The sequence below is a fragment of the Devosia epidermidihirudinis genome, assembly GCF_000971295.1.
GTDB lineage: Bacteria > Pseudomonadota > Alphaproteobacteria > Rhizobiales > Devosiaceae > Devosia > Devosia epidermidihirudinis.
The window spans coordinates 177,999-204,630 of the sequence record NZ_LANJ01000019.1; the positions used below are offsets into that span (position 1 = coordinate 177,999).

20 protein-coding genes are annotated in these 26,632 nt (G+C 61.9%); 13 read left to right on the forward strand and 7 right to left on the reverse strand.

The genetic code is table 11. The features are described from left to right. Positions 1–48: 48 nt before the first annotated feature. Entirely contained in the window at positions 49–981 is a 933-nt protein-coding gene (locus WH87_RS12580) for a ribose-phosphate pyrophosphokinase (protein ID WP_046137432.1), read from the forward strand. 60 nt (positions 982–1,041) lie between these two features. After that, positions 1,042–1,401, forward strand: a complete 360-nt coding sequence (locus tag WH87_RS12585) for a YciI family protein (RefSeq protein WP_046137431.1) — start codon at positions 1,042–1,044, stop codon at positions 1,399–1,401. Positions 1,402–1,467: 66 nt separating this feature from the next. On the opposite strand, the gene WH87_RS12590 is transcribed toward WH87_RS12585, so the two are convergent. Next, entirely contained in the window at positions 1,468–1,896 is a 429-nt protein-coding gene (locus tag WH87_RS12590; RefSeq protein ID WP_156458217.1) for a hypothetical protein, read from the reverse strand. 251 nt (positions 1,897–2,147) lie between these two features. Here WH87_RS12590 and WH87_RS12595 point away from each other — a divergent pair, with 251 nt between their 5' ends. The 3 genes from WH87_RS12595 (at position 2,148) to WH87_RS12605 (ending at position 5,079) form a co-directional block, all read left to right on the forward strand. Next, positions 2,148–2,765 carry a 50S ribosomal protein L25/general stress protein Ctc gene (locus WH87_RS12595; protein WP_046137601.1) on the forward strand — a complete coding sequence of 206 codons (618 nt, stop codon included), beginning with the start codon at positions 2,148–2,150 and terminating at the stop codon, positions 2,763–2,765. 72 nt (positions 2,766–2,837) lie between these two features. Continuing rightward, positions 2,838–3,539: an aminoacyl-tRNA hydrolase gene (gene pth, locus WH87_RS12600; RefSeq protein ID WP_046137430.1), complete on the forward strand. Its 702-nt coding sequence runs from the start codon at positions 2,838–2,840 to the stop codon at positions 3,537–3,539. Between the two features lie 73 nt (positions 3,540–3,612). After that, the gene (locus WH87_RS12605; protein ID WP_052726172.1) at positions 3,613–5,079 is read left to right on the forward strand and encodes a multicopper oxidase family protein; all 1,467 of its coding nucleotides are present in this window, start codon (positions 3,613–3,615) and stop codon (positions 5,077–5,079) included. A gap of 156 nt (positions 5,080–5,235) precedes the next feature. Here WH87_RS12605 and WH87_RS12610 read toward each other — a convergent pair whose 3' ends face one another. Next, a complete protein-coding gene (locus tag WH87_RS12610) occupies positions 5,236–8,049 on the reverse strand; it encodes an autotransporter family protein (protein ID WP_046137429.1) in 2,814 nt (937 codons plus the stop codon). Between the two features lie 313 nt (positions 8,050–8,362). Further along, on the reverse strand, positions 8,363–9,637 hold the full coding sequence (locus WH87_RS12615; protein ID WP_407060047.1) for a PQQ-dependent sugar dehydrogenase: 1,275 nt from the start codon (positions 9,635–9,637) through the stop codon (positions 8,363–8,365). Between the two features lie 177 nt (positions 9,638–9,814). On the opposite strand from WH87_RS12615, the gene ychF reads away from it, so the two are divergent. Continuing rightward, positions 9,815–10,912 (forward strand): redox-regulated ATPase YchF, encoded by a 1,098-nt coding sequence (gene ychF / locus WH87_RS12620; protein WP_046137428.1) that lies wholly within the window; start codon positions 9,815–9,817, stop codon positions 10,910–10,912. Between the two features lie 405 nt (positions 10,913–11,317). On the opposite strand, the gene WH87_RS12625 is transcribed toward ychF, so the two are convergent. Next, complete coding sequence (locus WH87_RS12625) at positions 11,318–12,241, reverse strand: helix-turn-helix domain-containing protein (RefSeq protein WP_046137427.1); 924 nt, start codon at positions 12,239–12,241, stop codon at positions 11,318–11,320. A gap of 162 nt (positions 12,242–12,403) precedes the next feature. Between WH87_RS12625 and WH87_RS12630 the strand changes: the two genes are divergently transcribed. The 5 genes from WH87_RS12630 (at position 12,404) to melA (WH87_RS12650) (ending at position 19,816) form a co-directional block, all read left to right on the forward strand. Further along, the gene (locus WH87_RS12630) at positions 12,404–14,500 is read left to right on the forward strand and encodes an ABC transporter substrate-binding protein (RefSeq protein ID WP_046137426.1); all 2,097 of its coding nucleotides are present in this window, start codon (positions 12,404–12,406) and stop codon (positions 14,498–14,500) included. A gap of 63 nt (positions 14,501–14,563) precedes the next feature. Continuing rightward, on the forward strand, positions 14,564–15,571 hold the full coding sequence (locus WH87_RS12635; RefSeq protein ID WP_046137425.1) for an ABC transporter permease: 1,008 nt from the start codon (positions 14,564–14,566) through the stop codon (positions 15,569–15,571). Beyond that, positions 15,568–16,767 (forward strand): ABC transporter permease, encoded by a 1,200-nt coding sequence (locus WH87_RS12640; RefSeq protein ID WP_082092675.1) that lies wholly within the window; start codon positions 15,568–15,570, stop codon positions 16,765–16,767. The genes WH87_RS12635 and WH87_RS12640 overlap by 4 nt, the downstream gene beginning before the upstream one ends. A gap of 11 nt (positions 16,768–16,778) precedes the next feature. Beyond that, positions 16,779–18,434, forward strand: coding sequence for an ABC transporter ATP-binding protein (locus tag WH87_RS12645; RefSeq protein WP_046137424.1), 1,656 nt, complete (start codon positions 16,779–16,781; stop codon positions 18,432–18,434). Positions 18,435–18,448: 14 nt separating this feature from the next. Next, positions 18,449–19,816, forward strand: a complete 1,368-nt coding sequence (melA, locus tag WH87_RS12650) for an alpha-glucosidase/alpha-galactosidase (protein WP_046137423.1) — start codon at positions 18,449–18,451, stop codon at positions 19,814–19,816. 218 nt (positions 19,817–20,034) lie between these two features. Here the strand turns inward: melA (WH87_RS12650) and WH87_RS12655 are convergent, their stop codons facing one another. Then, positions 20,035–20,622: a LysE family translocator gene (locus tag WH87_RS12655; RefSeq protein WP_046137422.1), complete on the reverse strand. Its 588-nt coding sequence runs from the start codon at positions 20,620–20,622 to the stop codon at positions 20,035–20,037. Positions 20,623–20,678: 56 nt separating this feature from the next. Here WH87_RS12655 and WH87_RS12660 point away from each other — a divergent pair, with 56 nt between their 5' ends. Beyond that, positions 20,679–21,680, forward strand: coding sequence for an ABC transporter substrate-binding protein (locus WH87_RS12660; protein ID WP_046137421.1), 1,002 nt, complete (start codon positions 20,679–20,681; stop codon positions 21,678–21,680). Positions 21,681–21,706: 26 nt separating this feature from the next. Here the strand turns inward: WH87_RS12660 and WH87_RS19085 are convergent, their stop codons facing one another. Beyond that, entirely contained in the window at positions 21,707–23,248 is a 1,542-nt protein-coding gene (locus WH87_RS19085; RefSeq protein WP_052726171.1) for a tryptophan halogenase family protein, read from the reverse strand. Positions 23,249–23,999: 751 nt separating this feature from the next. After that, positions 24,000–25,454, reverse strand: a complete 1,455-nt coding sequence (gene melA, locus WH87_RS12670) for an alpha-glucosidase/alpha-galactosidase (protein WP_046137420.1) — start codon at positions 25,452–25,454, stop codon at positions 24,000–24,002. Positions 25,455–25,567: 113 nt separating this feature from the next. Between melA (WH87_RS12670) and WH87_RS19635 the strand changes: the two genes are divergently transcribed. After that, positions 25,568–26,440: an AraC family transcriptional regulator gene (locus WH87_RS19635; protein WP_046137419.1), complete on the forward strand. Its 873-nt coding sequence runs from the start codon at positions 25,568–25,570 to the stop codon at positions 26,438–26,440. Positions 26,441–26,632: the final 192 nt, after the last annotated feature.

A 26,632-nucleotide genomic window follows, 5' to 3' on the forward strand; every position in this document is an offset into this window, starting at 1 on the left:
AAACTGGAAACGCCCGGAATTCGGGCGCTGTTGAGACAGGATCGCGCAATGAAGCTGGTGACTGGCAACTCCAACCGTGCCCTTGCACAATCCGTCGCTAGCTATCTCGAATTACCCCTGACCGATTGTACGGTGAAGCGCTTCGCCGACAAGGAAGTCTATGTGGAAGTGCACGAGAACGTGCGCGGCGAGGATGTGTTCATCCTGCAGTCGACCAGCTTCCCCGCCAACGACAACCTGATGGAATTGCTGATCCTGACCGACGCGCTGCGTCGCTCGTCAGCCCGCCGCATCACCGCTGTCGTCCCCTATTTCGGCTATGCCCGTCAGGATCGTCGCGCCACAGGCCGCACCCCGATTTCGGCCAAGCTGGTTGCCAACCTGATCGCGGAAGCCGGCGTCAACCGCGTCATCACGCTTGATCTGCATGCCAGCCAGATCCAGGGCTTCTTCGATATTCCAACCGACAACCTCTATGCCGCGCCGATCATCACGCGTGACATTCTCGACAACTACAAGCTCGAGAACACCATGATCGTGTCGCCCGACGTTGGCGGCGTGGCCCGCGCCCGCGCTGTGGCCCAGCGCCTCGGCACCGATCTGGCCATCGTAGACAAGCGCCGCCCCAAGGCCGGCGTGTCCGAAGTGATGAACATCATCGGCGACGTCTCCGGCCAGGCCTGCATTCTGATCGACGATATCGTCGACTCGGGTGGCACGCTGGTCAACGCAGCCGAAGCCCTGCTCAAGGCTGGCGCCAAGGAAGTGTCGGCCTACATCACCCATGGCGTGCTCTCCGAAGGCGCGTCTGAGCGCATTGGCGCCTCCAAGCTCAAGGAACTGGTGGTCACCGATTCCATTGAAGCCACCCCAGCCCAGCGCGCCACGGCCAATATCCGCCACATGGGCATTGCCCCGCTGATCGGCGAAGCCATCGCCCGCACCGCCAGCGAGCAGAGCGTGTCGAGCCTGTTCGACTAACCAGCATCTCGCGCACCTGCTGCTCGGGGACTATGATGTCCGCCTGAGAGGAGATGCGCGATGAAATATCTGCTGATGCTCTATGCCGACGAAGCCGCCGGCGCTGCTATTCCCAAAGACCAGATGGACCGCTTCATGGATATGATGCGGGCCTATCAGAGCGAGCTGGAAAAGGCCGGGGCCTTTGTCTCGACCTCGGCCCTGCAACCGACCAGCGCCGCCCGCACGATCTGGACGGAGGGCGGCGCCTTGCGCAGTCATGATGGCCCCTACGCCCAGACCAGCGAACAGCTCGGCGGCTATTACATAATCGACGCCCCCGACATGGAGAGCGCGGTCAGGCTGGCGGGCAAATGTCCCGCCGCCACCTGGGGCAAGATCGAGGTGCGCCCCTATCACCCCGGCTACGCGCCGGGCTGATCGAAGCCAAAACAAAAACGTCCCCGGACCAGCCGAGGACGTTGCAATCACAGCAGGCACCCAACCCTAGAGATTGAGCTTGATCTTGCCCTTGGCAAACGCCGCCGCACAATCGGTCGCATCATGCATGATGTCGTCTTCGATCAGAGTGGTTTCGGTCATGCCCGGCCCGGTAAAGCGCAGGTCATCGCATTCGCCGTCCTTGGCGAATTCACCAGAATCATCGCCAAAGTCGGGCGTGCCATCCTCGGCCACGCCACGCAGGGACAGATTGCCCTTGGCGTAAGCCGCGCCACAATCGCTCGCGTCGCTCAAAATGTCGTCGCTGAGCAGCGGCGTCGCCGTCATGCCGGGCCCCTCAAACCGGGGGTCGTCACACTCCCCGTCATTGGAATACTCCCCGCTATCGTCGCCAAAGGTTACGGTGGGCGCTGCATAGGCATGCCCGCCCAAAAGCGCGAAAAGTGTAACGCCGACAACAAGTACTGATTTCATTGAAATGTCCTGACCAAGCCATAAAGTCGATTGCATGCACAGCATCGCCTTTTGGCGGCATTGTGTCAGCCGCCCCCGGCGCATGCGATTGACCCAGGATAATGCGCGCTAAGCCCTGTCCCCGCGCGACTTTGCTTGCTCCGCGCCCCCCTTTCAGCTATAGCCCGCGCCATGAAGCGCTCGTCACCCCTGGAGGACGGGCGCGTATGTTGTTGTGATGACACATACACCAACCCAGAATGGATATTTCCATGGCTGCGACTACTAAGGTGCTCAGTGCACAGGCGCGTGACGGAGTAGGCAAGGGGGCCGCTCGTGAACTGCGTCGTCAGGGACTCGTTCCTGCTGTTATCTACGGTGACAAGAAGGCCCCCGTCACCATCGCTATCGCGTACAAGGATGCACACAAGTACATCTACGCTGGCGGCTTCCTGTCCCACATCATCGAGCTCGATGTTGACGGCACCAAGCACCGCGTGATCCCACGCGACTACCAGCTTGACCCCGTCCGCGATTTCCCACTGCACGTGGATTTCTTGCGCGTCAGCAAGAACACCAAGCTCAATGTCCAGGTGCATGTGAACTTCATCAATGAAGAAGCAAGCCCAGGCCTGAAGCGCGGTGGCACGCTGAACATCGTGCACCACACGCTCGATCTGACCGTGTCTGCAGACAACATCCCTGAAGAAGTGACCGTCGATCTGACCGGTCTCGACATCGGCGATTCCGTCCACATCTCCAACGTGAAGCTGCCAGCCGGCGCTGTCGACCACAGCCACGAAGAAGACGTGACCATTGCGACCATCGTTGCTCCATCGGCTCTCAAGTCCGCTGGCGAAGCCGACGACGCCGAAGCCACCGCCGAGTAATCGGACCGCTTCGTTTCTGCTACAAGTTCGAGGCGGCCTTCGGGTCGCCTCTTTCATTTTCCGGAGTGCGCTATGAAGTTGATCGTCGGCCTGGGCAATCCGGGCAACCAATATGAAGGCAATCGCCACAATATCGGTTTCATGGCGCTCGACGCGATTGCGCGCGAGTACAACATTACCCAGTTCCGCACCAAGCATGCCGGCGTGCTCGCCGAAGGCAGCATTGGTGGCGAAAAGGTCATTCTGCTCAAGCCGCAGACCTTCATGAACCGCTCGGGCGACAGCGTTCAGCAGGTCGCCAAGTTTTACAAGATCGAGCCCGCCGACATCATCGTGCTCTATGACGAACTCGACCTCGCCCCCGGCAAAGTGCGCGTCAAGATCGGCGGCGGCAATGGCGGGCACAATGGCCTGCGCTCCATCGACCCGCAGATCGGGCTCAACTACAAGCGCGTCCGCCTCGGCATCGGCCATCCGGGCAAGGAATACGTCACCCACCACGTGCTGGGTGATTTCGCCAAGGCCGACAAGGACTGGCTCGACCCCCTGCTCGATGCCACCGCCAAGCACATTGGCCTGCTGCTCAAGGGCGACGACAACGGCTTCATGAACAAGTTGGCGCTGGCCGTCAAAGGCGACGAGCCACCACCCGAAAAAGCGCCCAAACCCGCGCAAAGCCATGTGCGTCAGGCACGCCCGGCCAAGCCTGATGCCAAGGTGCCCGAGTCTGGTCCGATGGCCGACATGCTCAAAAAGCTCTTCGGCGGCAATTGAGCACAGGCCCGATGGGTTGCGCGATCTGATCGCTAACCTATTGTCACCCCAATTGATTTGGGGGGACTACCTGATGGATTCAAAGATTTCTCGCCGGCACCTGTTGGTGTCCGGCAGCGCGATTGTGGCTGCCGGTATGGCCGGCCCTGCCCTGGCGCAACACAACCACCACAACAGCGGCGAACCCGTTATCGCGCCCGAGCGCAGCATCGCCCGCGTGGCCACGACGGCCGGTGACCCGCTGCAGTATCCCGAAGTCCGCCGCAGTGTGGATGGCGTGCTGGAAACGACGCTCCGCGCCGCCTATGGCCCGGTGACCATTGATGGCGCGCCCGCCATCGCCCGCACCTTTGAAGCCAGCTACCCCGCACCCACGCTTGTCGCCAGGCCCGGCGACACGCTGCGCATCAAGCTGATCAATGACCTCGACGAGGTCACGAACCTGCACACCCACGGCCTGCATGTCTCGCCCTCGGGCAAGAGCGACAACGTCTTCCTCACCATCCAGCCCGGCACCGAATTCGACTTCGAGATCGAAATCCCTGCCGATCACCCAGCCGGCACCTATTGGTACCACCCCCATGTCCACGGCCTGACCTATTCGCAGGTGGCTGGTGGTATGGCGGGCGCGCTGATCATCGAAGGTGGGCTGGATGACATCGAGGGCATAAGCGGCCGCGTCGATCAGCTGCTGGTGATCCAGTCGGCCGAGTTCGACGAGACCAACACCATCGTCCCCGCCGATATTCAGGACATCCACCGCCAGACCAAGACGATCAACGGCCAGATCAATCCAACTCTCACCATTCGCCCCGGCGAAGTGCAGCGCTGGCGGCTGGTCAATGCGACCGCAGAGAGCTTCCTGATGATCGGGCTTGAGGGCCACCCGCTCTATCAGATCGCCAAGGACGGCAACCCGATGACCCGCACGCTTAAGCTGGAGCGTCTACTGATCGAGCCGGGTTGCCGCGCCGACATTCTGGTCAAAGGCCATCAGTTCACCGGCAGCTGGGAGCTGCGCAAGATGCTCTGGCTGGGTTCAGACCGCCAGTTCGAGCCCGATGTGCTGCTGGCGACCCTCGTGGTCGAAGGCGAACCCGTCACCGACCACGTGATCCCCGACGCGCTGATCCCGCTCAGCGAAGACCTGCGTGGCCTCGAGGTGGATCGTCACCGCGAAATCCGTTTCGACGTGGATCGTGGCCCCGGCGGCACCAAGTTCCTCATCGACGGCCAGCAGGTCGATATGGGCCGCGTCGATCAGACCGTGCCGCTTGGCGCGTTCGAAGAATGGACCATCCACAATGACTCCACCGACTGGCACCCGTTCCACATCCACGTAAACGATTTCCAGGTCATCGCCGTCAATGGCGAGCCGGTCGATGAACTGCTGAGCTTTGAAGACACCCGCGGCCTCCCCCCGCTCGGTTCCATCACCATCCGCCACCGCTTCCTCGATTACACCGGCAAATACGTCTACCACTGCCACCTGCTGTTCCATGAGGATCACGGGATGATGGGGGTAGTTGAGGTGGTGTAGGCGAAGCATACCCCCACCTAGCCTCCCCCTGAAAAGGGGGAGGAACCGATCGAGGCTTGGGCACTATCGTGGAAACCCACTGCGCGAATTCCTCCCCCTATCAGGGGGAGGCTAGGAGGGGGTACTCCGATCCCTCAGCACAACATGGCAGCCCCCTCACCACTTGATGCTAAGCCCGATATTGGCCTCGAACGCGTGCTGGGACTGCCCACCAAGATTGGTGGTGTAGTCGCCCGTGGCAAACAGGCTAACCGTCTCCGACAGCCTAGCCACCACCCCGCCCCCCAGCTCCAGCGACGTTCCGCCGGTTGCGGTGCTGATAGCGTCGCCGCCAAACGACACCGTGTCGGTGCCGCCAAAGCCATGCCAGAGATTGGCCTTGAGATAGGGCTCAAGCGCGATATCGCCCAGCGTCACGTCGCCCTCCAGCCGCACGCCGATCCGGCCTGTTACGGCATCGTCGAGGCTGAACGACACCGGAGAGAACCTGTCCTCGGTGCTGTTGAGCCCGATATGCTGCCAAATCAGCTGCGCCTGCGGCTCCAGCCGCCAACCATCGGCCAGCGCGATGGGATAGCCACCCTCCAGCGACAGCGTCAGCCCGCCACCATCGAGCCCAATGCCGACGCCGCGCACCGAAGTGGCGTTGCCGCCATACCAGGTGCCCATGGCTACGCCATCGAGGTACCAGCCCTCTGGCCCGACATGGCTCCAATAAGCGCCGAGACTGGTGCCATTAATTCCAACTTTGCCCACGCCCAGATCATTCCAACCCAGCGCTTGGCCGCGAATATTGCCGTTCATACTGGTCACGCCAGCGAAGACGCCGAGCCGGTCGGTATGGCCGTTTTCGTTCTCCCAACCAGCAACATCGGCCCCCGCCTGAAAGCCGAACAGGTTCCCGTCAAAGGTGGGGGCAACCGTGCCGTCCCACTTCATCTCGACATCCTGCCCGAACACCCTGCCCCATAGGCCCGGGCGCTCCTGTTCCTGCTCCAGCAGGGACTGCCTGCCCCGCCGCTCGTGAAACGTGCCGAGCGTGGCCAATCCCAGATAGCGCGCGGATGGCCCCAGTGCCGAATAGGTCGGCACCTCAACGCGATACAGCGGCACCACGAGCCCGGCGACAGGCGTCGCCCCTGGCGTCGGCGCAAAAGCGGTCGTCCCCGGCAGCGGCGGCAATTGCGTCGGCGCAGCCGCTGGCGCCGGTGGCGCCACCAACGGTGGCGGAACCATTGGCGCTGGCGGCGCCTCCGGCACTGGGTCCGTAATCGTCACCGGCGGCGCCGGATCAACCGGATCAGGATCGGCGGGCGTTGCCTCAGGCGGCACAGGCGGCGCGGGCTGCGCTTCTGGTGGCGGTGGCGCTGGCGTCGGATCGGGCGGGAGCACGGGTGGCTCCGGACTTGGCTGCAGCGGCGGCACCGTTGGCGCCAATATCGGCGTCGGCGCGCCCGCTGGCGGGTTCACCAGCGTCGAGCGCAGATACCAGTTCTCCCCGCTCCCCGCCGACACCCCGCCCTTGAACAGGAAATATTCAAACGCCCCCGCTGCCACCGGCCCGCCCAGCGCAAAGGCACCATTCGAGGTCGTCGCGCCATTGATTGCCTGAACGACCTGAATACCATCCTGATTGGTCACAGCGCCAGCACCGCCGACATTGACCACGCCGATGCTGGTCGCGCCCGATGCCACGCCGCCCGAGATCACCAGCCGGTCCGACGCCGAGTTGTCCGCGCCCAACACCGTATCGAGCATGACCATACCGTTATTGCCGACATAGTTCCCATTGATGGTGAAACGGTCGCCCGCCGCGCCATTATTGCTGAGGTCAATTCGTCCCGCGTTGCTGACATTGGCCAGCTGCCCGCCAATCGCCGCGCTCACCGCTCCGTTGAACCCACCGCCATAAACGATGCTGGTCTGGTCGATCGACAGCGCCCCAGTGCCGGTCCCCGCATCGCCCAGAACCAATGTGCCATCGAATATGAGCTGGCTGGCATTGGTCAGCGCAATGCTTTCCCACGCCTGAAAGCGACTAACGCCCGGCGTCGCCACATGATCGAGCACCAGGCTATCCACGCCCAGCCCGCCCGTAATCGCCGGCGTCGCGCCCATATTGGCATTGGTCAGATTGGCCAGCCGCGCCGTGTCATTGTCAGCCCCCATGTCAATGGTGCCGTAGATGATGCCGCCGCCATCCCAGACGAAGCGATCCTCACCTGCGCTCATCAATACGCTGCCACCGACACTGCCGCCGGTCACCGTGACGCTGTCTTTGCCGCCGCTGACGCTGATATTGCCGCCAATCGTGCCGGCCGACAGGATGATGATATCGTCGCCGAACCCGGTTACCAGATTGCGGTCGATGATGCCGCCCGACATGTCGAAGATATTGTTGTCGAGCTTCATATTGACCCGGCCGATACGGCCCCCGGTCATTGTGGCGACGTCACCATCATCAAATGCGTCGATGATGCGCCCACCCGACATAAAGAACGTATCGCGATTGTCGCCCTGATTGAGCGAGCCAATCTCGCCCCCCGTCATGTGGAAATCGTCAATCCCGGCGCCTTGCTGGACATTGCCGACCACAACCCCGCCGGTGATGACAAAGCGGTCCGCACCCGCGCCTTGGTCGACGTCTCCGTCGATCCGGCCCGTATGCATTTCAATGAGGTCATTGCCAATGCCGAACACGACATTGCCCGCAATCACGCCTGTGCCACCGCCATTGGCAAGGGTGGGAAACAGCAGCGTGTTATTGCCGGTGGGATCATTGAGGCTACCGGCATAGGTGCCGAAGTCGCAGGTATAGGCATCAAGGTTGGGAACGTTTAACGCCGAACAATCGGCCCGCGCCTCGCCGGTGTGCCACACGACGACCGCCAGAGATGCTGAAATCAGCAGGATCAGGTGAGTTGACGACAAGGCAAGGCCAGTCAGTCGGCGTCGAGTGGGATACCGCATCGTCCCCCCAAAACATCACAATGTTTCAAGAGCAAGTGACGCTGCATGCCCTCGGGTAAGACTATAATCCCAAATATTGAGGACACACAACCCAAGGGCGTTTTGGGGCTGGGGCGAAGGATACCCCCACCTAGCCTCCCCCTGAAAAGAGGGAGGAATACGTTCCGTGCTCGGGCACGATTTCACCCAATCCACCGGCAGGTCCCTCCCCCTATCAGGGGGAGGTTAGGAGGGGGTACTCCGATCCCTCAGCACAAACAAAAAGGCCACCCCGCTCACACGGGATGGCCTCAAGAGTGAACCCCAACGCGACCTACGCCGCCGTCACCCGCCAGATCGCGTCACCCACGTCGTCCACCGCGAGCAGTGCGCCGTCCTTGGCGATCGCTACGCCGACCGGGCGTCCATGCGAGTGCTTTTCGTCGGAGGCAAGGAAGCCGGTGAGAATGTCGACCGGGGTGCCGGTGGGCTTGCCGTTGACGAAGGGCACAAAGATGACCTTGTAGCCGCTGAGCTTGCTGCGGTTCCACGAGCCGTGCTGGCCGATGACCATACCGGCGCTCAGTCCCGGCAATGTGCCCTCGGGCAACCAGCAGAGACCGAGCGATGCAGTGTGGCCGCCCAGCGCATAATCTGGCGCAATGGCGCGCGCGACCAGTGCCGTGTCCTGCGGCACGCGGTCATCCACCACGCCGCCCCAATAGCTATAGGGCCAGCCATAAAAGCCGCCATCCTGCACCGAGGTCAGGTAGTCGGGTGGCGTCTCGTCGCCCAGGCCGTCGCGCTCGTTGACCACGGTCCAGAGCGAGCCTTTGCTCGGCTCCCAGGCCATGCCCACGGGATTGCGCAGGCCGCCGGCAAAGATGCGGTTCTCGCCGGTCGTCAGATCGAGTTCATAAATGCAGGCGCGGCCTTCTTCGGCCTCCATGCCGTCATCACCAATATTGCTGAGCGAGCCGACCGCCACATAGAGCTTGCTGCCATCGGCGCTGGCGATGAGATTGCGCGTCCAGTGCCCGCCGGGCTTCATCGTCATCAGCGTCTTGCCAGCAGCGGTGATGCTGGTCTGGCCGGTCTCATAGGGATAGGCCACCACGCTATCGGTGTTGCCGATATAGAGCGTGCTGCCGACCAGGGCCATGCCGAAGGGCTGGCTGAGATCCTTCAAAAACACTTCGCGCACTTCCGGCACGCCATCGCCATCGGCGTCGCGCAGCAGGGTGATGCGGTTGGCGCTTGGGCGCGTGGCCCCTGCCCGGTTCATCACGCGGTTCATCGCGTAATCGCGGAACCCCTTCACATCGGCGGGGAGCGACGCAGACTCGGCCACCAGCACGTCACCATTGGGCAGAACATAGGCCCAGCGCGGGTGCTTGAGGTTAAGTGCGAACGGCGTGACCTTGAGCCCGGCCTTCACACTTGGCTTCTCGCCCGGGCCCCAGCCCTTGGCGGTTGGCATCTTGAGCATGGGCACCGGGCCCTGCGATTTGGGCGCAGGAATGGCAGGCGAATTGCCCACAGCTTGCGCAAACGCGCCCACATGGCGGCCGCGATAATAATACCAGGCTGCGGCGGCAAGCACTGCCACCCCGATAATCAGTGTAACGAGAACGGCCACTTTTCCCCCAAAGGAAGTTCGAAAACTTGTCTAGTAATGGCTAATAGGTCGCATGGGCGTTGACCGCAAGGTGGCGATGCCCCGCCACGCATTGACTTCTCGGCCCATCTCACCGATGTCAGGGCCAACAGTTTTCCGGAGTTCCCCATGGGTTTCAAGATGGGCATTGTCGGCCTGCCAAATGTGGGCAAGTCGACCCTTTTCAATGCGCTGACGCGCACCGCCGCAGCAGCAGCTGCCAATTTCCCGTTCTGCACCATCGAGCCCAATGTGGGCGATGTGCCGGTTCCGGACGCGCGTCTGGGCAAGCTGGCCGAGATTGGCAAGTCCGTGAACGTGCTGCCCGCACGCATGAGCTTTGTCGATATCGCCGGTCTGGTGAAGGGCGCATCCAAGGGCGAAGGTCTGGGCAACCAGTTCCTCGCCAATATCCGCGAATGCGACGCCATCGCCTATGTGCTGCGCTGCTTTGAAGACGGCAACATCATCCACGTCGCCAACAAGGTCGACCCGCTCGCCGACGCCGAAGTCGTCGAAACCGAGCTGATGCTGGCCGATCTCGAAAGTCTTGAGAAGCGCCGCACCGGCGTGGAAAAGAAGGCCAAGGGCAATGACAAGGACGCCAAGCTCACGCTCGAGCTGATCGACCGTTCGCTCGTGCTGCTGCGCGAAGGCAAGTCCGCCCGCTTCGTCGAACGCTCAGCCGAAGAGGAAAAGGCGTTCCAGGAGCTCCAGCTCCTCACCTCCAAGCCCGTGCTCTATGTCTGCAACGTCGATGAAGGCTCCGCCGAAAACGGCAATGCGATGAGCAAGCTGGTCGAAGACTACGCGCACAAGAACGATGCTGGCGTGGTCATCATCTCGGCCGAGATCGAAAGCCAGCTGGCCCAGCTGCCCGACGCAGAACAGGCCGAATATCTGGAATCGCTTGGCCTCCACGAAGCTGGCCTCAACCGCCTGATCCGCGAAGCCTATACCCTCCTTGGCCTGCAGACCTATTTCACGGTCGGCCCCAAGGAAACCCGCGCCTGGACCATCCACAAGGGCGACAAGGCCCCTGCCGCCGCTGGCGTCATCCACTCCGATTTCGAACGCGGCTTCATCCGCGCCCAGACCATCGGCTACGAGGACTTCGTGACCCTGGGTGGTGAAGTGGCCGCCAAGGAAGCCGGCAAAGCCCGCGACGAAGGCAAGGAATACGTCGTCAAAGACGGCGACGTAATGCTGTTCAAGTTTAATACTTAAGACCGGCCGCTGCGCGGCGAAATCGCCCCAGTGGGGCGATTTCAGGTCTTAAGGCCATGAGAGCTACGCTCGAATGGCCCAGATGTGCCCCACCCACAATGTCATTCCGGCGCAGGCCGGGATGACCCAGTGCGAGCTTGCCGACGCGGCGCTAAACTTCCCCAAAACCTCATGGTGAGCTTGTCGAACCACGAGGTCGCGCGAGTGGAGCGCTCAACGCCACGCCCTCGTCCTTCGACAGGCTCAGGATGAGGTCTGCTGGGTACCCGTTGCGGGCAACCCTTGCCCCCACCCACAGATCGTCACCCTCGGGCTTGACCCGAGGGCTCTTTGCTTGGGTCCCTAAAAACAATTGCAGTCCCCTCGGGTCAAGCCCGAGGGTGACGATCCGGTGATAGACTGCCCCTACCCCTCAATCGTATCCTTGCGCATCTGGCTCGGGGTCATGCCATAGGCGGCGCGGAAGTGTTCGTAGAACTGGGTTTGGGACACGAACCCGGATTGAAACGCCACGTTGGCGATCGACAGACTCCCGTCGAACAGCAGTGAACGCGCCCGGATCAACCGCATCCGCGTGACGAATTTCTGCACCGAGATGTGCATCACCTTGGTGAAGAGGTTCGTCGCGTAGTTGGGGTGCAGTCCCACCACTTTGGCAATGCTGTCCGCGCTCAATGGGTCGGTGATGTTCTCCACGATATGACGCACCATGCGCACCACATAGCGCACCGGCGATCCCGTGCGCGTGCGCGTGCCCGTGTCCTCCACCCAGGCCGGCAACAACTCATCCCAACCGGTGATCGCCGCACGGCGGAACATCGTGCCGATCTCGGCGCGCGCGATATCGGTGCGCATGGCATTGCCGCTACGATAGTCCTGGTGCCAGCGCTCCAGCGTTTCGAGCCCCACACAATCCGGATTGAGCTGGATGACACCGCCGCCCATCAACGTCTCGGTCAAGCGCCCCAGCTGCGGCATTTCCAGAAATGCATCCATCGGCAGATAGATATTGAGCTGGCGCCCGCCGATCGTGTCGGGGCTCAGCCCGATGGTCTGATGCGGAATGCCCGCCCAGAAGGCCACCAGCCGCCCCGCGCCAAGGATCACCGGGCCACCATCGAACATGTATTGCATGCTGCCCTGGGTCAGCCAGTTGAATTCGATATGGCCATGGCTGTGCGGTTGGCGCATGATCTGGGGGGCAAAGGACCGGATACCGAAGCGCCCGAAGGCCTTGCCCGAGGAGTAAAAACTGCGATCCGGACGCGGGGTCGGACGCGGAGCTTTTTCGCGGACCGGCGGGATCGATCCCACAGTTTCATTGATCATACTAATCCGTCCAAATCTTAGAAACCCGGAACAAGTCTCTAGCATTCCGGATTGCTTCGCCCATGGCAAGCGATACCATTTTAACCAAGCACGGAACCTGAAACCGGAAAGGGATGTCCGGTCGGCGGCAGCAAATGCCGTTCCGTTGCGAAGGGAGGATTTATGAGAAAACTAAGGATTGCCCTTGGTGGGGCAGGATTGATGCTGGGCGTTTCGCTGATCTCAGCGCATGCCCAGACCATTACGCCCACCACGACCCCGCCCACGCCCGCCAAGTTCGACGCCCAGCAGACCCCGACCTTTGTCGGGATCAAGGACATTCTCGAATTCAAGGCGCTGCCCGAATATCACGAGCCCGAATTTGTGAAGGCCTTCGTTGACGCCGGCAAGCTTCCGCCCGTCGCAGAGCGCCTGCCCAAGGAGCCAATGGTCTACAAGACCGGCAATATGCCCGACGGCGTCGGCACCTATGGCGACGTGATCCGCCACGTCATCGGCGGTCGCCCTGAAGGCTGGAACTACAGTGCCGGCCAGTCCCAGGGTTGGGGCGGCATCGACATCGGGCTGTCTGAATGTCTGACCCGCACCGGTCCTCTGTTCCAGGTCAAGGCCGAGGAACTCGAACCCCTGCCAAACCTGGCCAAGAGCTGGGAATGGTCCGAAGACGGCCACACCCTCACCATGCACCTGATCGAAGGCGCCAAGTGGTCTGACGGTGCGCCGTTCAACGCCGACGACCTGATGTTCTACTGGAACGACATCCTGCTCGACCCACAGGTGACCCCGCTCAACGGCGCTTCGCCGGAGACCTTCGGCGTTGGCACCACGCTGGAACGCGTTGACGACTACACGGTCAAATGGACCTTCAAGGAAGTCAAACCGACCCAGTATCTCTACGCCATGGCCTACGGCAATTTCTGCCCCGGCCCGAGCCATCTGCTCAAGGCAGAGCATCCAAAATACAAGGACGGCGCGACCTACGACCAGTTCAAGAACGCCTTCCCACCCGAATACCTGAACATGCCCACCATGGGCGGCTGGGCTCCGGTGGAATACCGCGCTGACGACATCGTCGTGATGCGCCGTAACCCCTATTACTGGAAGGTCGACGAAGCCGGCAATCAGCTGCCATACCTCGACGAAATGCAGTACCGCCTGTCCACCTGGGCAGACCGTGACGTGCAGACCGTTGCCGGTTCGGCAGATCTTTCCAACCTGGAACAGCCAGAAGGCTTCGTTGAAGCCCTGCGCCGTTCGGCAGAGGAAACCGCTCCGGCCCGCCTCGCTTTCGGCGCCCGCACGATTTCCTACTCGATCTATCCAAACCTGTCCGGCAACGGCTGGGGTGAACCCGATGCTCGCGGCCAGGCCGTGCGCGAACTCAACCGTAACGAAGATTTCCGCAAGGCGATCAGCTACGGCCTGGATCGTGTCGCCCTTGGCGAAGCTCTGGTGAAGGGGCCATTCACGTCGCCTTACGCAGGCGGCCTGATGCCACCAACCAGCTACTATGATGATGCTTCGACCGTGTTCTACCCCTACTCCGAAGAGAGCGCCAAGGCGCTGCTCGAAAAGGCAGGGCTCAAGGACACCGACGGCAATGGCTTCGTCAACTTCCCTGCCGACGTGCTGGGTGGTGCTGACGTTGAAATCACGCTGCTGGCAAATACCGACTACCAGACCGACAAGAGCCTGGCAGAAGGCGTGATTGCTCAGATGGAACGTCTTGGCATTCGTGTCATCGCCCAGTTCCAGGCTGGCAACCAGCGCGATGCCAACGTTCTGGCTGGCAAGTTCGACTGGCAGCTGACGCGTAACGGCTCTGACCTGATCACTGTGGTGCAGAACACCCAGAACCTGGCCCCAACCGGCCCGCAGATCAGCCAGGCCCACCGCGCCGGTCCAGATGGTACGCAGGATCTGCTGCCGTTCGAACAGCAGATGGTCGATGCCGTCAACGCCTTCGTCGCCACGGCCGATCCGGCAGAGCGTATCGCGCTGATGAAGACCTACCAGCAGCTCACCACCGAGAACATCTACGCTATTGGTCTGACCCAGTATCCCGGTGCTCTGATTATCAATAAGCGCTTCGCCAACGTGCCGGAGGGTACGCCAATCCTCCAGTTCAACTGGGCCGAAGACTCGCTGATCCGTGAACGCATGTACGTACCGGCGGATAAGCAGTCGAGCAACGAACTGCACCCAGACACGCTGCCAGGCGCTCCCGGCAAGGGCAACGCCCCGATCAAGAGCAACTAAGCACGTCACGTCCGGCGGGGGGCTTCGGCCCCCCACCTTTCCCCCGAACTGCGAGCCGGCCCGATGATCCGTTTCCTGCTATCGCGCATATTATCGGCGATACCGATCCTTATACTTTTAAGTATTGTGACCTTCGCCATTATTCAGGCGCCTCCAGGCGACTACGGCGATTACATCCGCACAATGGCCATCAATCAGGGCGGCGCTTCGTTCGCAGCCGCCAACGCCCAGGCCGAGGCCTACCGGGCCGCCAATGGCCTCAATGACCCGCTTCCCCAGCAATACATCAACTGGCTCTGGGGCATCCTCACCCGCTTCGATTTCGGCCATTCGCTCTATTTCAACAAGCCTGTTGGCGCGGTTGTCGCCGAGCGCCTGCCCGCCACCATCATGCTCGCGCTGACCTGCCATATCCTGGCATCGGCCCTTGGCATTGGCATGGGCATTGTCGCCGCCACCCGTCAGTATTCATGGGTCGACACGCTGTTTGGCTTCATCTCTTTCCTCGGCATGACCATCCCGCGCTTTCTGCTCGCCATCGTCATCATGTATGTCCTGGTGTTCCGCATGGGCGTTCAGGATGTGGGCAACTTCTTCTCGGCCCGCTATGGCGGCGCGCCGTGGAGCTGGGACAAGTTCGTCGATCTGGTCAAACACGTCTGGCCGGTCATCGCCATCGCCACCTTTGGCGGTCTCGCCTACAACATGCGCGTCATGCGGGCCAATCTGCTCGACGTGCTGAACGCACAATATGTCGAAACCGCCCGCGCCAAGGGGCTCAGCCGTGGCGCCGTGGTGATGAAGCACGCCGTGCCGAATGCCCTGCACCCACTGATTGCCTATCAGGGCGTGGCACTGCCCTACATGCTGACCGGTGAAATCGAAGTCGCCATCGTCTTCGGCCTCGCCACCGTTGGCCCCGCCATTACCGGCTCCATGGCCGTCGGCGACGTCTGGGTCACCGCTACCTTCATGCTGGTGCTCGCCACCACGCTTATCATCGGCAACATCATCTCTGACGTGATGCTCGCCCTGGTTGATCCTCGTATTCGCCTGGGAGGTGCATCATGAGCCGCGACGGTATCGATAGCTCCATTCCCCTGCCCCCCGATGCAGGTGGACCCGCACCCACCCCTGCCACCGAGGCCCAGCACACTCAGCACGCTCCGGGCAGGATTGACCCGCGCTATGCCAATGGCGAAAGCTATCTGGCGCTGGTCTGGCGGCGTATGCGCAAATCCGTCATGGGCATGATCGGGCTGACGCTCGTCTCGCTGATGATCTTTGTCGCCATCTTCGCCGATTTCTTTGCGCCGCTTGATCCCAAGCAGCCCTATATCGGCTTTGCGCCGCCCGACACGATCAGCTTTTTCCGGGCTGACGGCAGCTTTTCGCTGCTGCCAACGGTCTACCCGATCGCCGAAGGTGGCGACCTCGATCCGATCACCTTCCAGCCAATCGTTGGCCCGGACTATGAAAACCCGACCGATCTCGGCTTTTTCGTGAAGGGCTATAGCTACAATATTTTGTGGCTCATTCCGGCCGATATCCACTTCTTCGGCGCGCGTGACCCAGCCAAGACCTTCCACTTGCTCGGCACCGACAAGTTCGGTCGCGATATCCTGTCGCGCGGTCTGGTGGGCGCACGTATCTCGCTGACCATCGCGCTGATCGTGACGCTGTTGACCACGGTCATCGGCACGACGGTGGGCATTACCTCGGGCTATCTGGGCGGACGCTTTGACGCCTGGACGCAGAAGTTCGTCGAGTTCGTGCTGGCCTTCCCCCAATTGCCGCTCTATCTCGCGCTGACCTCGCTGATCCCGATCACCGCCCCGTCCAATGTGTTCATCGCCTTCGTGATCGGCGTTATGGCGGTGCTGGGTTGGGCCCAGCTCAGCCGTGAAGTCCGCTCCAAGACGCTGTCGCTGTCGCGCATCGAATATGTACGCGCCGCCGTAGCCATCGGCTCGTCCGATGCGCGCATCATCGGTCGCCATATCCTGCCAAACGTGCTCAGCCACATCATCGTCGCCGTCACCCTGTCGGTGCCGGCCGTGGTGCTGCTCGAAAGCTTCCTCGGCTTCCTCGGCTTTGCGGTGAAGCCACCGCTGATCTCCTGGGGCCTGATGCTGCAGGACACCGGCTCGTTCTCGGTCATCGGGTCTTATCCGTGGATCCTGAGCCCCGTGATTTTCGTGCTGATCACCGTCTTTGCGTTCAATGCGCTGGGCGACGGCCTGCGCGACGCTATCGATCCATATTGAGGAGCGCCGCGATGACCTCTCCCATCTCCAATGAACGTCACGATCTGGGCTCCCACGGCCGCGAGCTGATCCTTGATGCGCGCAATATCGGCGTCGATTTCAAGGTCGAAGACGGCGTCGTCCACGCCGTGCACGATGTCTCCTTCCAGCTGCACAAGGGCGAAACCATTGCCCTTGTGGGCGAAAGTGGCTCGGGCAAATCCGTCACTGCCCGCACGCTAATGAAGCTGTTGACCAAGCGCGCCACCATCCTCAAAGACAGCCGCATCACGCTGTCCGGCAAGGACATTGTCGCGACCAGCGAAAGCGATATGCGCAAGCTGCGTGGCAATGACATTGCCATGATTTTTCAGGAGCCCATGAGCTCGCTGAACCCGGTCTATACGATTGGCCAGCAGATCTGCGAAATCCTGCACCTGCACAATCGCATGAGCCGCAAGGATGCCATGGCCAAGGCCGAGGCCCTGCTCGAAGAAGTGCAGATTCCCGAGCCCAAGGCCCGCCTCAACAACTACCCGCACCAGCTTTCAGGCGGCCAGCGCCAGCGCGTCATGATCGCCATGGCCCTCGCCAACCGCCCCGACGTGCTGATTGCCGACGAACCCACCACCGCGCTCGACGTGACCGTGCAGGCCCAGATCCTCAATCTGATCAAGGACCTCAAGGACAAATACGGCATGGCGGTGATCCTGATCACCCACGATCTGACCGTGGTGCGTCAGTTCTCCGAATATGTCTATGTCATGCAGAATGGCCGGGTGCAGGAGCACAACACCACCGAGGCGCTGTTCGCCAATCCGCAGCACGCCTATACGCGACACCTGCTGGCGTCCGAACCCAAAGGCGTCGCCCTGCCCCTCGCCGACGGCCACGACACCGTGCTCGAAGGCAGGAACGTCAAGGTCAACTTCACGCTCAAGCGCGGCGGCTTCTTCAACCCGGACTTCTTCGAGCTCAAGGCCGTCGACAATCTCAACATCAAACTGGCGCGTCACGAAACGCTGGGCATTGTGGGCGAGTCAGGCTCGGGCAAGACCACGTTTGGTCAGGCACTGATCCGCCTCATCAATACCCAGGGCGGCGAGATATTCTTTGATGGCGAGCCGATCCACGACAAGGATCGCGCCGCCATGCGCCCCCTGCGCAGCCGCATGCAGATCGTGTTTCAGGACCCGTTCTCCAGCCTTAACCCCCGCATGTCGATCCGCCAGATCATCGAGGAAGGGCTGATCGTCAACGGCATCGGTGCCAATGGCAAGGAACGCATCGACCGCGTCCGGCAGGCGCTCAAAGACGCCGGCATGCCCGAGGGCATTCTCAGCCGCTTTCCACACGAGTTCTCGGGCGGCCAGCGTCAGCGTATCGCCATCGCGCGCGCCATTGCGCTGGAGCCCGAATTCATCCTGCTCGACGAGCCCACTTCGGCGCTCGATCTCAGCGTGCAGGCCCAGATCATCGACCTGCTGCGCAAGCTGCAGGACGAAAAAGGCCTCAGTTACCTCTTCATCAGCCACGACCTCAAGGTCGTGCGCGCCCTCTGCCATCGGGTCATGGTCATGCAACACGGCAAGATCGTGGAACAGGGCCCGGTGAGTGAAGTCCTCATCAATCCTCAAACCGAATATACGGCACGTTTGGTGCGTGCCGCCTTCGAAATAGCCGCCTAGCTGGAGCAGTTCTAATGGCAAACCCAAACATCACTTTCATCGGCGCCGGTTCGGCCGTGTTCATGAAGAACATCGTCGGTGACATCCTGCAACGCCCCGCCCTCGCCGGCGCCAATATCCGCCTGATGGACATCAATCCGACCCGTCTGGAAGAAAGCGAAATCATCGCCAAAAAGCTGATCGCCACTCTGGGCGTGCCAGCCACGGTCGAGACCTTCTCCAACCAGCGCCAGGCGCTGGATGGCACCAATTTTGTCGTCGTCTGCTTCCAGATCGGCGGCTACGAGCCATCGACGGTCATCGATTTCGACATCCCCAAGAAGTACAATCTGCGCCAGACCATCGCCGACACCCTTGGCGTTGGTGGCATCATGCGCGGCCTGCGCACCGTGCCCCATCTCTGGAGCATCTGCGAAGACATGCTACAGGTCGCGCCCGACGCGATCATGCTGCAATACGTCAACCCGATGGCCATCAACACCTGGGCCATTTCCGAGAAGTACCCGACCATCAAGCAGGTCGGTCTGTGCCATTCGGTGCAGGGCACAGCCATGGAACTGGCGCACGACCTCGACATTCCCTACGAGGAAATCCGCTACCGCTCGGCCGGCATCAACCACATGGCCTTCTACCTCAAGTTTGAGCATCGCCAGCCCGACGGCTCCTATGTCGATCTCTATCCAGCCCTGCACCGCGCCTATGCCGAAGGCCGTGCGCCCAAGCCAGGCTGGAACCCGCGCTGCCCCAACAAGGTGCGCTACGAGATGATGACGCGCCTCGGTTACTTCGTCACCGAAAGCTCCGAGCACTTCGCCGAATACACCCCTTACTTCATCAAGGAAGGCCGCGAAGACCTGATTGAAAAGTTCGGCATTCCTCTGGACGAATATCCAAAGCGCTGCGTCGAGCAGATTGCCAAGTGGAAGAAGACCTCGGACGATTACCGCAAGGCCGATCGCATCGAAGTCCAGCAGTCCAAGGAATATGCTTCGTCCATCGTCAACTCGGTCTGGACCGGCGAACCTTCGGTGATCTACGGCAATCTGCGCAACAATGGCGTCATCACCAGCCTGCCCTACAACGCCGCCGTCGAAGTGCCATGCCTGGTCGACGACAACGGCCTGCAGCCGACCTATATCGGCGAGCTGCCACCCCAGCTGACCGCCCTGATGCGCACCAACATCAACGTGCAGGAACTCACCGTCCGCGCGCTGATCGAAGAAAATCGCGAGCACATCTATCACGCCGCGATGATGGACCCGCACACCGCCGCCGAACTCGATCTCGACCAGATCTGGAACGTGGTGGACGACCTGCTCGAAGCCCATGGCACCATGCTGCCAGAATGGGCCCGTGGTTCCCGGAAGCAGCGCGTGGCGTAATTCGCGGCGCAACACCTCCCCTGCTTCCAAAAGCGGCCCCGGCGCACCAGCGCTGGGGTCGTTTGGGTTTTGTGGGGAGACGGAAGCATCGGAGTACCCCCACCTAGCCTCCCCCTGACAGGGGGAGGAACCGGGCGGCGGGTGGGGTGAGATTGCGCCCGAGCACCAGACGTATTCCTCCCCCTTTTCAGGGGGAGGCTAGGTGGGGGTACTCTGCCCTAAATCAGCCCCTGCACGGTCTGCCCCGCCAACACCACTCCAAACACCGCCAGCGCAATTGCCGTCACCCGCTCCACCCGCGACGACGTCAGCAATCCCGCCGAGCCCCGCGCCGCGACGCTGCCCAGCGTCATCCAGCCCAGCGCCGTTGTGATCACCAGCCCCGCGAACACCGCCAGATAGGGCACCCGCTCGACAAACCCCACATGGGGAAAGATCGCAAAGGCGAATACCAGCCCCTTGGGATTGATCAGCGTCGTCGCAAACACCCGCCCCAGCGTGATCCCGCGTTGGCTCAGATCAGCCCGCCCCGCATTGGCCCAAAGCTTCCATGCCGACCACACCAGAAACGCCGCCGCGATCAGCTTGGCCACCACCGGCACCAGCGGCTGGCTCGCCGCCGCCGCGCCCACCAGCTCGATCCACACCGTGATGGCGATGAAATAGCCGCCCAGCTCGCCCGCCATCAGCGGCAGCGATGGAACAACGCCGCGCTGCGCCCCAGACGCCGCCATCAGGGTATTGGTTGGCCCCGGAACCGCCAGCAAAGCCAGCACCGCGAGCACAAATGGAACCACGTCGATCATAAGTTGACAATCTTAGTCATCAATATACAAATCCTGCAGCTTGTCCGGGGACCATCATGTTTTCACGTCGTATCTTCATAGCCTTAGCCGCCGTTGCGGCGCTTGTCGCGCCCGCCGCCGCCCAGTCATTTCCCATCACGCTGGAGAACAGCTATGGCACGGTGACCATCCCCGCCCAGCCCAAGCGCGTGGTGTCGGTCGGCTGGCATGAGCAGGATTTCCTCTATGCCCTCGGCGTTGCCCCGGTTGGCGTCACCAACTGGTTTGGCGAATATCCCTACGCCACCTGGCCCTGGGCCGAAGCCGCGCGCAAGTCCCTTGGCGCCGAGCCATCCGTGGTCGAAGCCGACCCGACAAATCTGGAATGGGTGCTGGCGCAGAACCCCGACCTCATCGTCGCCATCTACCTGCCGATGGATAGCGGGCTCTACGCGGAGCTGTCCAAGATCGCGCCCGTCATCACCACTCCTGCCGGGTTCGACGATTGGGGCGTGCCGTGGCAGGTCGAGCTGCGTTACATCGATCAGGCCGTCTGGGGCAGCACCGAGCGCTCCGACGCCATCGTGGCCGATATTGCCAGCCGCGTCGCTGCCGCCCGCGCCGCCTATCCTGAGATCGAGGGCAAGACCGCCAGTAATGTCTACTACGAAGCGCCCAATTTCACCGCCTGGAGCAGCAAGGATCTTGGCACCCGCTTCCTGACCGATCTCGGCATGGTTTTCCCCGCCGACCTCGACGCCAAATCCGATCCGGACAACCGCATCACCATCGGCCCGGAAAACTTCGCCATGCTCGATCTCGACGCCGTAGTCCTGCCCATCGAAGGTGGCGACGCCAATGGCAAAAAGACCATCGAGGCCATGCCCCTGTTCAAGTCCAGCCGCATGGCCAAGGAAGGTCGCGCCATTTGGCTCGATGATCCCGAAGGCATCGCCTATGCCGCCATGAGCTGGCAGACCCCGCTGTCGTTGGAATATCTGCTCGACGCGCTGCCGCCCGCGCTGGCAGCAGCCGTCGACGGCGATCCCACAACCGTGCCGCACGTTCCGGCGCCCTGACCTTTGGGGATGGGGCGCCAGGCGCCTCATCCCATCTCCTGCACCAGTTGCAGAAATTCGGCATGCCCCAGCGCCTGATCGGCCGCCGCCTTATATTCCTTCACCAGACTGTTGAACGTCTCCTGCGCAAAGCGCTTGAGCTTGGGGTCACGATCCATTTCCGCCCGCGCCAGCGACTGGTCCAAAAGCCCCAGCCCGCTCAGCACCGGATAATGCAGCTGCGTCTCGATATGCGGCAGCCCGCCCAGATAGTTTGGGAAGTTCTCGTGCCGCGGCATCTGCCGCTTCCAGTGCGCCAGCCGCTCTTTGGTCTCGGGGTGGATGCGGTTGGCCCGCACCTCACGCCAGAACGGCGTATCGTCCCGCTCGGTCACATAATGGGTGTTCACAAAGGTGCGGAAGTCATCCACCTGCCGCCCGACCCGCTGGTTGTAGTCGGCGCGATCTTCGTCCGTCATCGCTTTGGGATCTTTGAGGTAATGCTGAGAAAATAGCATCATCTGTACGATCGTCCCGTGGATCGACGTGGATTCCAGCGGCTCCAGAAAGCTTGAGCTCAGGCCCACGGCAATGCAATTGCCGATCCAGGCATTTTCCAGCCGACCGATCTGGAACCGGATATCGCTGCGCGCCTCAATCTCGCGACCCAGCACCCGCTCCACTTCGGCCTTGGCCTGTTCGGGCGTCGAAAACTCGTCAGAATAGACATAGCCGCAGCCATAGCGCGTCCGCGTCGGGATCTGCCACATCCAGCCCGAACTCTGCGCCCAGGCCAGCGTGTAATTGGCCAGCTCCTCGCCCGGCTTTTTCTCCAGCCAGAACGGCAGCGCCCGGTTCACCGGCAGCTCATGAGCATAGGATTTCCAGGGCGCGTTCAGCTCCTTGACGATGATCTGCTTGCGGAACCCGGTCGCGTCGATGACGAAGTCGGTTTCGATGGTCTTGCCATCGTCCAGCACCAGCGCCGTGATCGCCCCGCTCTCGCCGTCGCGCTCCACCCCGGCCACCGTGGCGTCGATAATGTCGACCCCTTTGGATTTGCTGGCAAAGAACTTGCCCACCAGCGCCTGATCGAAATGATAGGCATGGTGAAACGGCCCCAACGCAATCAGCGAGCCGTCGGCCTTTCGGGCATAGGGGGCCTTTTTCTGCTCCAGCAGCGGCTGGAACATGTGCATTTCCTGCACTGCCCGCCCCGCCGCCACCGCATAGACATTGAGATAATCCGAGGGCGCGCCGGCGGGTGGCTGGATCACCTGATGGGGATCATCGATCGGCCCATAATAGGTGTAGCCCGGCCGCCGCCAGTCCTGATGGCGAATGCCCAGCTTGAAGCTGGCGTCGGTTTTGCGGAAAAACTCGAACTCATCGATCTTGAAGTGCTTGAGCAGCACCCGAAACGCCGCCGTCGTCGCCTCGCCGACCCCCACTGTGGGAATCTTGGACGATTCCACCACCGATATCTTGATATCGAGCCCCTTGCGCCGTGCCTCGTCCTGAATGACGAACGCCGCAATCCAGCCCGCCGTCCCCCCGCCCACAATCACAAAATGCGCTGGTTTTTCCATCGCTTGTTCTCCCTTGAGGGGAGCCTATTGGGGCGTGTGGGGTCGGGCAAGATGGGGATGGCGCAAGGCGGCACAATCTGTGAAACCCGGATTTCTTTGAGGGAAAATCGGAGGGTGAGGAAGGGTACCCCCTCCCAACCTCCCCCTGAAAAGAGGGAGGAGCAGATCCGGGCATGGGCACCATCCCGCCCACTCACCGCCGGTATTCCTCCCCCTATTCAGGGGGAGGCTAGGTGGGGGTACTCTTCCCTTCGCCCGCTCCTAATCCCTCAGTCGTCACCCTCGGGCCCGACCCGAGGGCTCTTCCTGCCGGAGCTTGAGTAAGTGCAGTCCCCTCGGGTCAAGCCCGAGGGTGACGAGCGGTGGGGAGGGAACCTTGAATGCCCATCTAGACAGTCCCGACTGACCTGCATACGCCTATTCTCCACCCACCGCCGCTGCCCTCGGACTTGATCCGAGGGCCATTCTCCACACGGCACAAGCGGACAGTGACCCGCGGATCAAGTCCGCGGGAAGCGCGGTGGTGGTGGAGAGAATGCTGCCCATTCGCAGAAAGGGTACCCCCTCCCAACCTCCCCCTGAATAGGGGGAGGAGCAGATCCGGGCATGGGCACCATCCGACCCCACCCACCGCCCGGTTCCTCCCCCTTTTCAGGGGGAGGCTAGGTGGGGGTACACTTCCCTCCCCCCAAACAAGAAGACCCCCGGATCACTCCGAGGGTCGACCAGCGCATGGGAGGATGCGTGGTGGTTAGTGATGGCCGCCGGTCATTTCGCGCAGCTCTTCGACCGAGCGGACGCGCTTGCGGGCGGCGCCTTCCCAGTCGCGCGTCTTGACCGTCGACTTGGCAACGCGCTCCTTGGCGGCGGGCACCGCGTCCGCATATTGCGGCAGCCACTGGGCCTGCGCCACGACCATTTCGTCGACCATGGCCCAGACTTCATCGGGCGTGCAGATGGCGCCGACCAGCGGATCATGCAGCACGGCGAGCTTGAGCGTGTTGATGTCCCCCGTCATTGCCGCTTCCACAGACAGGCGCTGCACCGAGACCGACACCGAGCAGGTTGCGGCGCATGCCGTTGGCAGGGTGATGCCTTCGACCATGTTGATGCCGAAACGATCGACAAAACCGGGGCTTTCGATGATCGCGTCATCCGGCAGATTGGTGATGATGCCGTTGTTGCGGCGGTTGAAGTGGCCGCGATAGGTGCGGCCGGTTTCCATCGCCTCGATGATGTAGCTGGCATGTTCGCTTGTGCGCTTGTGTTCGGACAGCGGCTTGTTGGCCTGTTCCTTGAACATCGGGAAATCGGTCTCAAACCAGTTGCGACGCTCGGTCGAGTGGCGGAGATAGCCGCCGGTCTCGCCGTGGATCCAGTCGCTCATATCGATCCACTTGCCGATCTCTTCCGGACGCTTGCGATACCAGGGCAGGTATTCGCTGAGATGGCCATTGGACTCGGTCGAGTAGACCCCGAAGCGCTTCAGCACGTCGATGCGCACCTTTTCCTGCTTGGAATAGACCGGGTGCTTTTCAAAGCCTGCGATCAGCTCGTCGGCCTCGATCTTGCGGCCCTTGGCGCGGATATCGATGTACCAGGTCTGGTGGTTGATGCCCGAGCAGACATAGTCCAGCTCGCTGTCATCCACGTCCAGCACCTGCGCGATCTGATGGGCGCCATGCTGCACGCCGTGACAGAGACCCACCACATTGACGCCGCCATACATGTCGGCCGCCCAGGTGTTCATCGCCATCGGGTTGGCATAGTTGAGGAACAGCGCGCCGGGCTCGGCCACTTCGCGGATATCCTTGCAGAAATCCAGGATCACCGGGATGTTGCGCTGGCCATAGAGAATGCCACCGGCGCAGATGGTGTCGCCCACGCACTGGTCCACGCCGTATTTCAGCGGGATCTGAATGTCGGTGGCAAAGGCCTCGAGCCCACCGACGCGGACGCAGCTCATCACATAGCGCGCGCCGGTGATGGCCTCACGACGGTTCGTCGTCGCTGTCACCTTGGCTGGCAGTTTGTTGACCGAAACGATGGTCTCGATGATCTGTCTGGCCATGTCGAGGTTGGCCGGATTGATGTCGGTGAGCGCAAATTCGCAATCGACGAATTCGGGCACCTTGAGCAGGTCGGAGATCAGCGTTTTGGTGAAGCCGATCGATCCAGCGCCAATCACTGTAACCTTGAATGCCATGCGAAATGTCCTCCCTGTGGCCCGCTTTGGCTGGCCTCGCATTATCCCGCCTAATTGCTAGCCGGAGAGTCGCATTTCGTGTAGAGAAACCTTGTGCCAATGAGGGTAATTTTGTGCTCAATCAGTTGATCGACTACGGCCACAAAGTGCGTGCCCTGTCCCTGCCAAAAAGCGCCGCGCCGCTCCATTGCATGGCCATCAGCGCCGGCTATGAGCAGCGCATAAACGAGGTCTATAACTGGGACGGATTGCAGCGCGGAACCGCGCCCTTCCTCGTTATTCAGCACACTCTGGTCGGCGAAGGCCGGCTTGATTTCGCCGGCACGCAATACCGACTTACCCCCGGCCAGACCATGGTCCTTAGCCTCCCCCACGCGCACCGCTACTGGCTCGAACGCGGCCAGCGCTGGGAGTATTTCTGGATGGTCCTAAACGGCCGCGAAGCCCTCCGTTTAGCCCGCGAAATCATCGATTCCGCAGGCCCGGTTTTGACCCTCGCCGAGCCCGTCATCGACCGTCTGGCCGACGCCTGCCTCACCCTGATTGACCGCTCGCCGATCACCCCAGGCGAGGCTTCCGCTGCCACTTATGCCGCCATGGCAGCCCTGCATGACGGGGCCTTTGCCACGGTCAATCCCCCCGACCGCGCCCTGCCGCCCGCCTTCGCCCGCGTCGTGGCGCATATCGACGCCAACCTCACCACCACGCTACAGGTCGACCGTCTCGCGGCCATCGCCGAGCTGAGCCGCGCCCACTTCGTCCGCGCGTTCACCAAAGCCACCGGCAGCACCCCGTCGGCCTTCGTCATGAACCGCCGCATCGAGCGCATCGAACGCCTGCTGCTCGCCACCGATATGAGCGTCGTGGCCATCGCGGCGGCAACCGGGTTCAGCGACGCCAACTACCTCTCCAAAGCCTTCCGCCGCTACCACGCCATGACACCGCTGGACTACCGCACCGCCATGCGACTGGCGGCAGGGACGTAGGTCGGGAGAGTTCATGCTGAGCCCGTCGAACCACGAGGTCGGGTGTGCAGATCGTGCCACGCCCTCGTCCTTCGACAGGCTCAGGATGAGGGCTACCGGCGCGGGCGATAGGTGCGCAGTCCGCAATTTACTCAGATCCATCAGTCGACACCCTCCCCCTTGCGGGGAGGGATCAAGGGTGGGGGTATAGTC

Excerpts from the sequence above, each read along its gene's own strand:
- WH87_RS12580 (WP_046137432.1), top strand. The coding sequence starts at position 49 with ATGAAGCTGGTGACTGGCAACTCCAACCGTGCCCTTGCACAATCCGTC.
- WH87_RS12585 (WP_046137431.1), top strand. The coding sequence starts at position 1,042 with ATGAAATATCTGCTGATGCTCTATGCCGACGAAGCCGCCGGCGCTGCT.
- WH87_RS12590 (WP_156458217.1), bottom strand. The coding sequence starts at position 1,896 with ATGAAATCAGTACTTGTTGTCGGCGTTACACTTTTCGCGCTTTTGGGC.
- WH87_RS12595 (WP_046137601.1), top strand. The coding sequence starts at position 2,148 with ATGGCTGCGACTACTAAGGTGCTCAGTGCACAGGCGCGTGACGGAGTA.
- pth (WP_046137430.1), top strand. The coding sequence starts at position 2,838 with ATGAAGTTGATCGTCGGCCTGGGCAATCCGGGCAACCAATATGAAGGC.
- WH87_RS12605 (WP_052726172.1), top strand. The coding sequence starts at position 3,613 with ATGGATTCAAAGATTTCTCGCCGGCACCTGTTGGTGTCCGGCAGCGCG.
- WH87_RS12610 (WP_046137429.1), bottom strand. The coding sequence starts at position 8,049 with ATGCGGTATCCCACTCGACGCCGACTGACTGGCCTTGCCTTGTCGTCA.
- ychF (WP_046137428.1), top strand. The coding sequence starts at position 9,815 with ATGGGTTTCAAGATGGGCATTGTCGGCCTGCCAAATGTGGGCAAGTCG.
- WH87_RS12625 (WP_046137427.1), bottom strand. The coding sequence starts at position 12,241 with ATGATCAATGAAACTGTGGGATCGATCCCGCCGGTCCGCGAAAAAGCT.
- WH87_RS12630 (WP_046137426.1), top strand. The coding sequence starts at position 12,404 with ATGAGAAAACTAAGGATTGCCCTTGGTGGGGCAGGATTGATGCTGGGC.
- WH87_RS12635 (WP_046137425.1), top strand. The coding sequence starts at position 14,564 with ATGATCCGTTTCCTGCTATCGCGCATATTATCGGCGATACCGATCCTT.
- WH87_RS12640 (WP_082092675.1), top strand. The coding sequence starts at position 15,568 with ATGAGCCGCGACGGTATCGATAGCTCCATTCCCCTGCCCCCCGATGCA.
- WH87_RS12645 (WP_046137424.1), top strand. The coding sequence starts at position 16,779 with ATGACCTCTCCCATCTCCAATGAACGTCACGATCTGGGCTCCCACGGC.
- melA (WP_046137423.1), top strand. The coding sequence starts at position 18,449 with ATGGCAAACCCAAACATCACTTTCATCGGCGCCGGTTCGGCCGTGTTC.
- WH87_RS12655 (WP_046137422.1), bottom strand. The coding sequence starts at position 20,622 with ATGATCGACGTGGTTCCATTTGTGCTCGCGGTGCTGGCTTTGCTGGCG.
- WH87_RS12660 (WP_046137421.1), top strand. The coding sequence starts at position 20,679 with ATGTTTTCACGTCGTATCTTCATAGCCTTAGCCGCCGTTGCGGCGCTT.
- WH87_RS19085 (WP_052726171.1), bottom strand. The coding sequence starts at position 23,248 with ATGGAAAAACCAGCGCATTTTGTGATTGTGGGCGGGGGGACGGCGGGC.
- melA (WP_046137420.1), bottom strand. The coding sequence starts at position 25,454 with ATGGCATTCAAGGTTACAGTGATTGGCGCTGGATCGATCGGCTTCACC.